General features: G+C 70.8%; 8 protein-coding genes. 2 read left to right on the forward strand and 6 right to left on the reverse strand.

The window, feature by feature from the left end:
• Positions 1-2 precede the first annotated feature (2 nt).
• Positions 3-1,661 (forward strand): CocE/NonD family hydrolase, encoded by a 1,659-nt coding sequence (locus O7611_RS10085; RefSeq protein ID WP_269696665.1) that lies wholly within the window; start codon positions 3-5, stop codon positions 1,659-1,661.
• A 57-nt stretch (positions 1,662-1,718) separates the two neighbouring features.
• The gene (locus O7611_RS10090) at positions 1,719-3,683 is read left to right on the forward strand and encodes a right-handed parallel beta-helix repeat-containing protein (RefSeq protein ID WP_269696666.1); all 1,965 of its coding nucleotides are present in this window, start codon (positions 1,719-1,721) and stop codon (positions 3,681-3,683) included.
• A 64-nt stretch (positions 3,684-3,747) separates the two neighbouring features.
• Here O7611_RS10090 and O7611_RS10095 read toward each other — a convergent pair whose 3' ends face one another.
• The 6 genes from O7611_RS10095 to O7611_RS10120 form a co-directional block, all read right to left on the reverse strand.
• The gene (locus O7611_RS10095) at positions 3,748-6,150 is read right to left on the reverse strand and encodes a phosphoketolase family protein (protein WP_194799881.1); all 2,403 of its coding nucleotides are present in this window, start codon (positions 6,148-6,150) and stop codon (positions 3,748-3,750) included.
• A gap of 165 nt (positions 6,151-6,315) precedes the next feature.
• Positions 6,316-8,880 carry a bifunctional acetaldehyde-CoA/alcohol dehydrogenase gene (adhE, locus tag O7611_RS10100; RefSeq protein WP_194799882.1) on the reverse strand — a complete coding sequence of 855 codons (2,565 nt, stop codon included), beginning with the start codon at positions 8,878-8,880 and terminating at the stop codon, positions 6,316-6,318.
• A gap of 57 nt (positions 8,881-8,937) precedes the next feature.
• Positions 8,938-9,756 carry an ABC transporter ATP-binding protein gene (locus O7611_RS10105; protein ID WP_194799883.1) on the reverse strand — a complete coding sequence of 273 codons (819 nt, stop codon included), beginning with the start codon at positions 9,754-9,756 and terminating at the stop codon, positions 8,938-8,940.
• Positions 9,749-10,564 (reverse strand): ABC transporter permease, encoded by an 816-nt coding sequence (locus O7611_RS10110; protein WP_269696667.1) that lies wholly within the window; start codon positions 10,562-10,564, stop codon positions 9,749-9,751. The genes O7611_RS10105 and O7611_RS10110 overlap by 8 nt, the downstream gene beginning before the upstream one ends.
• Positions 10,561-11,331, reverse strand: a complete 771-nt coding sequence (locus O7611_RS10115) for an ABC transporter permease (RefSeq protein ID WP_269696668.1) — start codon at positions 11,329-11,331, stop codon at positions 10,561-10,563. The genes O7611_RS10110 and O7611_RS10115 overlap by 4 nt, the downstream gene beginning before the upstream one ends.
• A gap of 7 nt (positions 11,332-11,338) precedes the next feature.
• Positions 11,339-12,313 (reverse strand): ABC transporter substrate-binding protein, encoded by a 975-nt coding sequence (locus O7611_RS10120; protein ID WP_194799885.1) that lies wholly within the window; start codon positions 12,311-12,313, stop codon positions 11,339-11,341.
• Between the last annotated feature and the right edge of the window lie 145 nt (positions 12,314-12,458).

The raw sequence follows: 12,458 nt of genomic DNA on the forward strand, positions 1-12,458 counted from the left end.
GGATGACGAGCCTCCGCCGCCGACTGACCGGCCGGCTCCGGAGTGCCCGCCGCAGCCCGTACCCCGTCACGGTGCGGCGCGGGCTGCGGGTGCCGATGGACGACGGCGTCGAGCTGGTCGCCGACCTCTACCTGCCCGCCGGCCCGGTGGAACCGCCGCTGCCCACGATCGTCGTCCGCTCGCCGTACGGCCGGCACGGCTCGCTCACAGACGCGCCGGCGCTGGCCGGCGAGGGGTTCACGGTGCTGGTGCAGAGCTGCCGCGGTACCGGTGGCTCGGGTGGCAGCTTCCGCCCCCAGCTCGACGAGCAGCGTGACGGCATGGCCACCCACCGGTGGGTACGCCGCCAGCACTGGTTCACCGGCACCGTCGCGACGTACGGCGAGAGCTACCTCGGCTACACCCAGTGGGCGGTGGCGGGACGGATGTGCCGGGACGACCCCGCCAACGCCCCTGACGCCCTGTGCCTGAACGTGACGATGGCCGACTTCGGCGCGGTCACCTGGACCAATGGCGCCTTCTCGCTGGGCGGCTCGCTCGGCTGGTCGCGTCTGATGGCCCTGCGGGGCATGCGCGGCGCCCTGGTCCGGGCGCGGCTCGCGCGGCGGCCGGACCGGAAGCTGGCCGAAGCGTTCGACATCCTGCCGCTGTCGCGCGGCGACTCCACCGTGGCGGGCCACCCGATCGGCTGGTACCAGGACTGGTTGACGCACGAGCAGCTCACCGACGACTACTGGACCCGGCAGTCGCACACCGCGTCGGTGCCCGACGTGACAGCGCCCGTCTACATGGCCACCGGCTGGTACGACCTGTTCCTCCCCTGGCAGCTGCGCACCTACGCCCAACTGGTCGCGGCCGGTCGCCCGCCCCGGCTGACCATCGGCCCGTGGGGCCACCGCAGCGATCAGAGCCCGTTCCTCGCCGAGTCGATCGCGTTCCTCAAGGAACACTTCGCCGGCGTACCGGCGGCCCGGCCCGCGCCCGTGCGCGCCTTCCTGACCGGCGCGGACCAGTGGCACGACCTGCCCGCGTGGCCGCCGCCGGGCACCGCCGTGCGGCGGTGGTACCTGCACCGGTCCGGACTGCTCGACCCGGCCGTCCCCGACGGCGGCGGCACCCGCTACACCTACGATCCCGACCGGCCCACACCCGCGGTCGGTGGCCCCGGCCTGGGCCCGTCCTGCGGGCCGGTCGACAACAGCGCCCACGAACGCCGTAGCGACGTGGTCGTCTTCGGCAGTCCACCGCTGGATCACGCCGTCGTCCTCGCCGGGGAGCCGATCGCTCGGGTCCGGTTCCGCTCGACGGCGGCCGGCGCGGACGTGTTCGTCCGGATCTGCGACGTGCACCCCGACGGCCGCTCGATGAGCGTGTGCGACGGCATCCGCCGCATCGGCGGCGTCGGCACCGCGGCCACCGACCCGCGACCTCGTGAGGACGGTTTCGTCGAGTTGGACGTGCCGCTGTGGCCGGCGTTCCACCGCTTCGCCGCCGGCCACCGCATCGCCGTGCAGGTCAGCTCCGGAGCGCATCCGCGCTACGCCCGCAACCCCGGCACCGGCGAACCCGCCGCCACCGCGACCACCACCGTACGGGCGCAGCAGGAGATCTCCCACGGCGGCGCCCACCCGTCCGCGATCGACCTGCCGGTATGGACGTGAACGGGCGCGGACGCGCCGCCGAAGACATCTCCATCAGTCGACGAGGAGGCTCCCCGGATGGCATCCGTGTTCCATGTGGCGATCACCGGTTCGGATCGCGCCGACGGCTGCGCCGAGCGGCCCTTCCGGACGATCAACCGGGCGGCGGGCGTAGCGCAGCCCGGTGACACGGTGGTGGTGCACGCGGGGGAGTACCGCGAGTGGGTGAAGCCACGCCACGGCGGTCTCAGCGACTCCCGCCGCATCACCTACGAGGCGGCGCCCGGCGAGCACGTGGTGATCAAGGGATCGGAACGCGTCACCGGCTGGGAGCCGCTCGGCGGGACCGTGTGGCGGGCGGTCGTCGACAACGCCGTGTTCGGCTCGTTCAACCCGTTCGCCGAGGAGGTGACCGGCGACTGGATCGTCTACCGCCCGGGTGCGCCACGGCGGCACCTCGGCGACGTCTACCTGAACGGCCTGAGCTTCTTCGAGGTGGGGAGCCGGGCGGAGGTCGACGATCCGCCCCGGCGCATCGAGGTCGTCGACGACTGGACCAGGCTGCCCCGTCCGGTAGGCGATCCCGACCGGACCCGGCTCGTCTGGTACGCCGAGGTCGGTGAGCGGACGACGATCTGGGCCAACTTCCAGGGTGCCGACCCGAACGCGGAACTCGTCGAGATCAACGTACGCCGCAGCGTCTTCTACCCGGACCAGCCGCACCTGGACCACATCACCGTCCGTGGCTTCGAGCTGGCGCACGCGGCCAGCCCGTGGGCGCCGCCGACCGCCGACCAGCCGGGACTGATCGGGCCGGGCTGGGCGAAGGGATGGGTCATCGAGGACAACGTGATCCACGACGCCAAGTGCGCGGCGATCTCGATCGGGAAGGAGGGGTCGACCGGGCGGAACTTCTCGGCTCTGCGCGGTGACAAGCCGGGCTACCAGTACCAGGTGGAGTCGGTCTTCGCGGCCCGCCGGATCGGGTGGGACCGGGAGCACATCGGCTCGCACGTGATCCGCCGCAACACGATCTACGACTGCGGCCAGAACGCGATAGTGGGTCACCTGGGATGCGCGTTCTCCACCATCGAGGACAACCACATCCACCGCATCGGCGTGAAGCGCGAGTTCTACGGGTACGAGATCGCCGGCATCAAGCTGCACGCCGCCATCGACGTGGTGATCCGGCACAACCGGATCCACGACTGCTCGCTCGGCACCTGGCTGGACTGGCAGGCACAGGGCACCCGGCTCTCCCGCAACGTCTACCACGACAACTCCCGGGACCTCTTCGTCGAGGTCAGCCACGGCCCCTACCTGGTCGAGCACAACATCTTCGGCTCGCCCGCCGCGCTGGAGCTGTTCAGCCAGGGCGGCGCCTTCGTCTGCAACCTGATCTGCGGCACCGTGCGGCTGGAGCCGGTGCTGGACCGCGCGACGCCGTACCACCTGCCGCACAGCACCCAGGTGGCCGGCTACGCGGTGATCTACGGCGGCGACGACAGGTACGTGGGGAACCTCTTCCTGGGCGGCGACCCGGGCGCGGCCTACGGTGCGGGCGCGGAGGGCGAAGGGCCGCCGCTGGCCGGCACCGCCGGATACGACGGGCATCCGGCGTCGTTCGCCGAGTACCTGGCCCGCCTCGCCGACCAGCCGCCGAGCGACCAGCAGAAGTACGTCGAGGTGAGACAACCGGTGTACGCCCGCGCGAACGCCTACGCCGCCGGGGCCCGGCCGTTCGAGGGTGAGCACGAGCCACTGGTGCTGGGCGCCGCGTCGGCGGCAGTCGTGGACGAGGGCGACGCGGTCTGGCTCGTCACCGACCTCCCGCAGGCGTTCGACGAGGCCCGCATCGGTGTGGTCACCGGCCGGGACCTGGAACGGGTCCGGTGCGCCGACGCGGAGTTCGAGGAGGCGGACGGCAGCCCCGCCGTGATGGACGTCGACCTCACGGGCGAGCCCCGGCAACCCGGGCGGGACGGCGCCGTCGGCCCGATCGCGGGCCTCGCGTCCGGTCCACGCCGTACACGCGTGTTCTGACGGCGGACCCGCGCGTGCGCGACGGGGACGGTGGCGCCGACCGGCGCCACCGTCCCCGTCGAACTCAGCCGCGTGCGGCCCAGTCGCCCAGGGCCCAGTCGCGGACCTCGGGCATGTCCTCCAGGTGCTCCACCACGTACGCCTCGTGGCGGTCGAGCTGACTGCGGCACCACGCCTTGAGGTCCGCCGCACCGCGCGGCAGCCGCTTGGCGTTGTTGATGGCGTCCATCACGAGGTGGTACCGCGACGCCTTGTTGCGCACCGTCATGTCGAACGGGGTGGTGGTCGTGCCCTGCTCGATGAAGCCGCGCACGCGGAACCGGTCCGCGTCCGGGCGGCCGTGGACGAGCTGGTGGATCGCGCCGGGGTAGCCGTGGAAGGAGAAGACCACGTCGACGTCGTCGGTGAACAGCTCGGTGAACAGGGTCTCGCTCATGCCGTGCGGGTGGTCCTTGGGCCGGACCAGGGTCATCAGGTCGACCACGTTGACGACGCGCACCTTCAGACCGGGCAGCCGGTCGCGCAGGATCTGCGCCGCCGCGACCGTCTCCATGGTGACGACGTCGCCGGCGCAGGCGAGGACGATGTCGGGGTCGCTGGTGCCGTCGTCGGTGCCGGCCCACTCCCAGATCCCCGCCCCGCGCGCGCAGTGTTCGATCGCCTCGTCCATCGAGAGGTACTGCAACTGCGGCTGCTTGTCGATGACGATCAGGTTGATGTACGACCGCGACCGGAAGCAGTGGTCGGCCACCGACAGCAGGGTGTTGGCGTCCGGCGGCAGGTAGACCCGGGCGACGTCGCCGCGCTGGGTGAGCACCACCTGGATCAGGCCCGGGCCCTGGTGGGAGAAGCCGTTGTGGTCGTTGCGCCACGCCGTCGAGGTGAGCAGCACGTTGAGGCTCGGCACCTTCGCGCGCCACGGCAGGTGCTTGGCCTCCTGTAGCCACTTGCCGTGCTGCACCGTCTGGGAGGCGCTGACCATGGCGAATGCCTCGTAGGTGGCGAACATGCCGTGCCGGCCGGTCAGGTTGTAGCCCTCCAGCCAACCGTGGCAGTTGTGCTCGCTGAGCACCTCCATGACCCGGCCGTCGCGGCTGATCGCCACGTCCTCCGGCGTCACCCGCTCCATGAAGGCGCGGTCGGAGACGTCGAAGACGCCGCCGAGGCGGTTGCTGTTCGTCTCGTCCGGACAGAACAACCGGAACCGGTCGGCGTTGCGGGCGTAGATGTCGCGCATCATCTCGCCCAGCTTGCGCGTCGACTCGGCCCGCTGCTGCGCCGGCTGGGACACCTCGATCGCGTAGGAACGGAAGTCCGGCAGGTCCAGGTCCCGGGTGAGCAGCCCGCCGTTCGCGTGCGGGCTGGCGCTCATCCGCAGGTCGCCGTCGGGGGCCTGGTCCCGGACCAGCGCCACGGGCGCGCCGGTGGAGTCGAACAGTTCCTCCGGACGGTACGACCTGAGCCAGCGCTCCAGCAGCGCGAGGTGCTCCGGATTGTCCTTCACGCCGGACAGCGGCACCTGGTGGGAGCGCCACGTCCCGGTGACGGTGACCCCGTCGACGGTGTCCGGCCCGGTCCAGCCCTTCGGCGACCGCAGGACGATCAGCGGCCAGGTCGGACGCGTACCGTCCCAGGAGCCGTCCCGGGCGGCGGTCTGGATGTCGCGGATCCTCGTCCAGGCGGTGGCCAGGGCGGCGGCGAAGCGGTGGTGCATGCCGGGCAGGTCGGAGCCCTCGACCTCGATGACGTCGTAACCGTGGCCCCGCAGCAGGTGGCGTACCTCCTCGGGGTCCTTGCGCCCCAGCACGGTGGGCCCGGAGATCTTGGCGTCGTTGAGGTGCAGGATCGGCAGGACCGCGCCGTCGCGCTCGGGGTTGAGGAAGGACACGCCCTTCCAGGAACCCTCCAGGGGCCCGGTCTCGGCCTCGCCGTCGCCCACCACCGCGATGGCCAGCAGGTCCGGGTTGTCCATGACCGCGCCGAACGCGTGGACCAGGACGTAGCCCAGCTCACCGCCCTCGTGAATGGAACCCGGGGTGGTCACCGACACGTGCGACGGGATACCGCCGGGGCTGGAGAACTGCCGGAACAGGCGCAGCATCCCGGTCTCGTCCTGGCTGACGTCCGGGTAGATCTCGCTGTAGGTGCCCTCCAGGTAGCCGGCGGCCACCAGTGCCGGCCCGCCGTGACCCGGACCGGCCAGGTAGATCGCCTGCTGGCCGGTGCGCCGGATCAGCCGGGAGACGTGCGCGTAGATCAGCGACAGGCCGGGGCTGGTTCCCCAGTGGCCGAGCAGGCGCGGCTTGATGTGCTCGGCCGCCAGGGGCTCGCGCAGCAGTGGGTTGCCCTGCAGGTAGATCTGACCGATGGTCAGGTAGTTGTTCGCCCGCCACCACGCGTCCAGACGGGCGAGTTCGGTGTCGTCGAGTTCGGCGAGCGTACGGAGTTCGGATTCGACCGCGGTCACCGTGCTTCCCTTCCACTGATCTCGTCTTGTCCGGACCTAGCCTAGGCCCGGCGGCGCCCGGCCACGGGGGGCCGCGGGCCGGAAGCCGAGGGACCTTCGGCCCTCGCCGGCGGCCGTCGCGCACCGCCGGGCCCCTCCTGGGCGAGGCGGCGGTCACCGCCGGGATCAGCCGGCGGTCGCCGGTCCGTAGTAGGCGGCGCGCATCAGTTCCTGCATGTCGTCGAGCATCGGCATCCGGGGGTTCGCCGGCGCGCACTGGTCCTCGTACGCGTTCAGCGCCTGCTGCGGCAGCGCCGCGAGGAAGGCCTGCTCGTCCACGCCGACCGCCGCGAACGACGGCTCGATGCCGACCTCGTCGCGCAGGCGCTCGATCGCCGTGGCCAGAGCTTCGACCGCTTCGGCGTCGGTCGCCGCGGGGAGCCCGAGGGTACGGGCGATGTCGGCGAAGCGTTGCGGCGCCCGGTAGGTCTCGTACCGGGGCCAGCCGGTGAGCTTGCTCGGCACGGTGCCGTTGTACCTGATGACGTGCGGGAGCAGGATCGCGTTGGTGCGCCCGTGTGCGACGTGGAAGGTGGCACCCAGGGTGTGCGACATGGCGTGCACGATGCCGAGGAAGGCGCTGCCGAACGCCATGCCGGCGATCGTCCCGGCGTTGTGCATCTTCTCGCGGGCCACCGGATCGGCGGCGCCCTGGTGGACGGCCCGGGCGAGGTTGCCGAAGATGAGCCGGACGGCATGCAGGGCCAGCCCGTCGGTGAAGTCGTTGGCGTAGACGGACACGTACGACTCGATCGCGTGGGTCAGCGCGTCGAAGCCGCTGTCCGCGGTGACCACCGCCGGCAGGTCGGCGGCCAGGACCGGGTCGACGATCGCCACGCTCGGCGTGAGGGCGTAGTCGGCGAGCGGGTACTTCTTGCCCGACGCGGTGTCGGTGATGACCGCGAACGGGGTGACCTCGGCTCCGGTGCCGGAGGTGGTCGGGATGCAGACGAGCTGGGCCAGCGCGCCGAGGGTGGGGAACTTGAAGGCACGTTTGCGGATGTCGAAGAACTTCTCCCGCAGATCGGCGAAGACCACCTCGGGGTGCTCGTAGCGCAGCCACATCACCTTGGCGGCGTCCATCGCCGAACCCCCGCCGAGCGCGATGATGGTGTCCGGGCGGAACGAGCGCATCGACTCGGCGCCCCGGTCGACGGTACGCACGCTGGGCTCCGGCTCGACGTCGTCGATGATCTGCAGGGCCACCTGCTCGCGGCGGCGGTGCAGCACGGACGACACGCGGTCCACGTACCCCAGTCTGGTCATGGTGTGGTCGGTAACCACGGTGACCCGGTGCACGTCGGGCATGTCGGCGAGGTAGCGGATCGCGTTCGGCTCGAAGTAGATCTTCGGCGGAACTTTGAACCACTGCAGGTTGTTCGTCCGCCGGGCCACCCGCTTGATGTTGATGAGGTCGACAGCCGTGACGTTGTGCGACACCGAGTTGTGGCCGTAGCTTCCGCAGCCCAGCGTCAGCGACGGCAGGAAGGCGTTGTACATGTCGCCGATGCCGCCCTGCGAGGCCGGCGCGTTCCAGATGATCCGGACGGCCTTGACCCGGCGGCCGTACGCCTCGGCCAGGTCGGCGTCCCGCGTGTGGATGACGGCGCTGTGACCCAGGCCGTCGAACTCGACCATCTGCTCGGCGTACCCGAAGGCCTGGTCGTGACCGGTGGCGGGCAGCAGGGCGAGCACCGGGCAGAGCTTCTCCCGGGTCAGCGGCTCGGCCGGGCCGACCCGGTCGACCGGGACCAGGATGATCGAGGTGTCCGGGGCGACCGGGAATCCGGCGTGTTCGGCGATCCAGGTCACCGGCTGCCCGACCACGTCCGGGTTGAGCTTCCCGGAGCCGAAGAGCAGCTTCTCCAGCAGCGACTTCTCCTCCGGTGTCGCGATGTGGGCGTGCAGTCGCCGGAACTCGGCGAGGGCGGCCGGCCGGATCGGGTCGTCGATGATGACGGCCTGCTCGGAGGCGCAGATCATGCCGTTGTCGAACGCCTTCGACAGCACCACGTCGTTCACCGCGCGGGCCACGTCGGCCGACGCCTCGATGTACGCGGGGACGTTGCCGGCGCCGACACCGAGCGCCGGTTTGCCGGTGGAGTAGGCGGCCCGGACCATCGCGTTGCCGCCGGTCGCCAGGACCACCGAGACGGCGGGATGCCGCATCAGCTCGTTCGTCGCGGCCACCGACGGCTCGTCGATCCACTGGATGCAGTGCTCCGGCGCCCCGGCGGCGACGGCGGCGTCGCGGACCGTGCGGGCCGCCTCCGCGCTGCAGCGCTGCGCCGCCGGGTGGAAGGCGAAGATCACCGGATTGCGGGTCTTGAGGGCCAGCAGCGCCTTGAAGATGGTGGTCGAGGTCGGGTTCGTCACGGGCGTCACGGCGGCCACCACGCCCACCGGCTCGGCGATCTGGGTGATGCCGGTGATGTCGTCCTGCGCGATCACCCCGACGGTACGGATGTCGGCCATGTGGTTGGTGACGTGCTCGCAGGCGAAGATGTTCTTCACCGCCTTGTCCTCGAACACGCCGCGGCCGGTCTCCTCGACCGCCAGCATCGCGAGTTCGGCGTGCCGGCCGAGCGCGGCCACCGACGCCTTCTTCACGATCTCGTCGACCTGTTCCTGGCCGTAGGAGTCGTAGCGGGCCAACGCCGTGAGACCGTTCTCCACCAGGGTTCCGATCATGGTTCCGCCCTCCACCGGTCCGTCACCTCGAACCTAGATCCGCGGCGATCGATGCGACTACGGCCGGTGGACCCGCGAGGACGGGACCACCGGCCCGCGCTTGGCCCGCTGGATCTGCTCGTAGACGTGGGTCCGCAGCTCGGTGAACCGGGGCAGGGCCCGGGTGGTGAGCTGGTCGCGTTCCCGGGGGAGGTCGATGACGAGGTCCTCCTGCACCCGGGTCGGCGAGTTCGACAGGACGAGCACGCGCTGGCCCAGATACACCGACTCGTCGATGTCGTGCGTCACGAACACGGTGGAGATGCCACGGGTCAGGTGCAGTTCGCGGACGAGGTCCTCCAGATCGGCGCGGGTCTGTGCGTCCACGGCGGCGAACGGCTCGTCCATGATGAGCACGTCCGGCTGGTACGCGATGGCGCGTGCGATCGCCACCCGCTGCTGCATCCCGCCGGAGAGCTGCCACGGATGGCTGCGCGCCGACTGCGGCAGCCCGACCGCGTCGAGGGCGTCGGCGACCGTCCGGGCGCGTTCGGCGCGGGAGAGCTTCTTGTGGCGGAGCGGAAGCTCCACGTTGCCGCGGACCGTCAGCCACGGGTAGAGGCTGCGGCCGTACTCCTGGAAGACCACCGCCATCGCCGGGCTCGGGCCGGTCACCGGCGCCCCCTCCATCTCGACGAGGCCGCTGGTGGGGCGGAGCAGCCCGGCGAGGCATTTCAGGAGCGTGGTCTTCCCGCAGCCCGAGGGACCGACGACGCACAGCAGCTCGCCGGGGTTCATGGTGAAGCTGATGTCCCCGATCGCCTCGACCTCACCCCGGCCGGAGGCGTAGACCTTCCGCAGGTGCTCGACCCTCAGCAGGGGACGCCCGTCAGCCACGGGTCACCTCCTTCATTCCGTGGTACCAGCGCAGGACGCGGCGTTCGACGACACCGAAGACCACGGCGAGGACGACGCCGATGAGGCCGAGCAGCAGGATCCCGCTCCACATCTCGGCGATGAGGTAGTTCCGCTGGAAGTAGGCGATCCGGTAGCCGAGCCCTGCCGACGACGCGAACATCTCCGAGATCACCATGAGGATCAGGGCCACCGAGAGCGCCTGCCGTACGCCGGTCATGATGCGCGGGCTCGCCGCCGGGAGGGTCAGCCGCCACAGCCGGTCCCACCGGGAGATCCGGAACGAGTACGCGGTCTCCGTCATCACGCTGTCGGTCGCCCGGACGCCTTCGATCGTGTTCAGCAGGATCGGCCAGATCGCGCCGGAGGTGATGACGACGACCTTCATGGTGTCGGTGATGCCGAGCAGCAGCATCGCGACCGGGATCAGCACGGGTGGCGGAATCGCCCGGAAGAACTCCAGCAGCGGTTCGAGCATCTCGCGCAGCGGGCGGATCCGGCCGATGACGACGCCGGCGGCGACGCCGAGCAGGATCGACGCGAACAGTCCGATCAGGAGCCGGTACAGGCTGGGCAGGACGTCGTCGACGAACGCCGGGCCGATCCAGGTCTGCCGGAACGCGTCGAGGAGCGTGCCGGGGCCGACGAGGAAACGGTTCGTCGACCGGGTGGACCAGGCGGCCCAGAGCGCCACGGTCAGGACGGGAAGCCCGACCGCGAACAGGACGTTCTCGGCGACCCGGATGCCCAGATCGCGAGGGCGGGCCCGGCCCGCGCCGAGGGCGGTCACCGGGTCGCCTCGTCCGCGAGCACCGACTGGTGCCAGGCCAGCGAGCGCCGTTCGACGAAGCGGAACACGACGTTCACCAGCAGCCCGAGCATCCCGGTGACCACGACGAGGCCGTACAGGCCGACCGCGTCCCCGGCGGAGCGGGAGAGTTCGATCATGCGCCCGAGGCCGGGGTTGCCGATCACCATCTCCGCGGTGACGGCCAGGATGAGCGCGACCGCCGCGCCGAGACGCACGCCGGTCATCAGGTACGGCAGCGCGGTCGGCAGGACGAGGTATCGCAGACGCTCGGCGCGGGTGAGGCCGAAACTGCGCGCGGTGTCCCGGGCGACGGTGTCGACGTCTGCGACGCCGTAGATCACCTGCACGAACACCTGCCAGAACGCCGCGTAGACGATGATGACGAGCGCGGCGCGCATCTGCAGGCCGAACATCAGCACGGCGAGGGGGATCAGCGCGACCGACGGCACCGGCCGCAGGAACTCGACTGTCGTGTGCGTCGCGCGGCGCAGGAACGGCACCATCCCGACCACTGTCCCCAGCGCGACCGCGGCGAGCGTCGCCACCGTCAGGCCGATCGCCCACGAGGTCATGGTGAGCCTGACCCGTCGCCAGAACGCCAGGTCGCGCACCTCCTGGGCCAACCGCCCGAACACGTCGGTGGCGTACGGCAGGTAGTGCGGGTCGACCAGTCCCAGGGTCGGGATCAGTTGCCAGACGACGAGGAACCCCAGCAGGCCCGCGGCGCCCAGCAGGATCTTGCGCATCGGCCGGCTACTGCTGCTGGATGAGGCGGTCGAAGTCGGGTCGCCGGTCGAGGACGCGGTACTTCTGGGCGAGCGTCGCCAGTTGCTCCAGGCCGGCCCGGTCGAGCTCCCACCCGAACGCCGGGAGCCGCACGGAGTCCGCCACCGCCTCCGGTAGTTCGAGATTGTCCTTGATGGCCTGACGCAGGTCCTTCTCGTTGGCCGGATCCTTGGCCCAGGTGAGCGTCTTCTTCATCGCCGCCGAGAAGTCCGCGACCAGGGCGGCGTCGGAGTCCTTCAGCTTGCTCGACGTGATCGTCGTCAGGGTGGTGAGCCCGGGGACGGTGGCCTGGTACGGGGCGACCACGAGGACGTCACCGCGCTTGCGCATCTGGGTGATGAACGGCTCGGTCACCCAGGCGGCGTCGATGTTGCCGGCGGCGAGCTGGGCCGGCGCGTCCGGGAAGGCCACCTCGACGAACTTGACCTTCGCGGGATCGCCGCCGTCCTTCTCGACCGCCGCCATGATCGTGACGTCGCCGGCGGCGCCCAGGCTGTTCACCGACACCTTGCGCCCGGCGAGCTGGGCGGGCCGGGTGATGCCCGACTTCGCCGACGCCACCACGGCGTTGATGTCGTCACCGTCGGCGTAGGACGACGCGTAGTTTCCGATGATCACCACACCGAGGTTCTGCAGGTCGGCGCGGAACGGGCCGAACGGCTGACCGATGGCGAAGTCGATGTCGCCGTTTAGTAGCGCCGGGATGGCCTGTGCGCCGCCCTGCGCGGGCACGACCTCCACGTCGAGCCCCTGCTCCCGGAAGATGCCCGCCTTGATGCCGCCCCACAGCGCGGCGGTCTCGCTGATCGGCAACGCGGCCACGCGGACCTTGCGCAGGTCGCCGCTCGCTCCGGGAGACGGATCGGTGGCGTCGGAGTCCGTGCAACCGGTCAGGGCGATCGCGACGCCGGCGAGAACAGCGAGGGCGGTGACCTTCTTCATGGACGAGCCCTTCCGTGCGAAGCGCTGGTGCATCCGGAGGATTGGGGGCCGGTGAGGTGAGGTGAGGTGAACCATCCGACCGCGTCGATCAGCGTCATGCAGAGGTGATTGATTGTCAAGAATTCCGATAAGGCGAATCGCATTG

Source organism: Micromonospora sp. WMMC273, assembly GCF_027460285.1.
Classification (GTDB): domain Bacteria; phylum Actinomycetota; class Actinomycetes; order Mycobacteriales; family Micromonosporaceae; genus Micromonospora; species Micromonospora aurantiaca.

Bases quoted from the DNA above. Each gene is read 5' to 3' on its own strand.
- O7611_RS10085 (WP_269696665.1), top strand. From the start codon at position 3: ATGACGAGCCTCCGCCGCCGACTGACCGGCCGGCTCCGGAGTGCCCGC.
- O7611_RS10090 (WP_269696666.1), top strand. From the start codon at position 1,719: ATGGCATCCGTGTTCCATGTGGCGATCACCGGTTCGGATCGCGCCGAC.
- adhE (WP_194799882.1), bottom strand. From the start codon at position 8,880: ATGATCGGAACCCTGGTGGAGAACGGTCTCACGGCGTTGGCCCGCTAC.
- O7611_RS10115 (WP_269696668.1), bottom strand. From the start codon at position 11,331: ATGCGCAAGATCCTGCTGGGCGCCGCGGGCCTGCTGGGGTTCCTCGTC.
- O7611_RS10120 (WP_194799885.1), bottom strand. From the start codon at position 12,313: ATGAAGAAGGTCACCGCCCTCGCTGTTCTCGCCGGCGTCGCGATCGCC.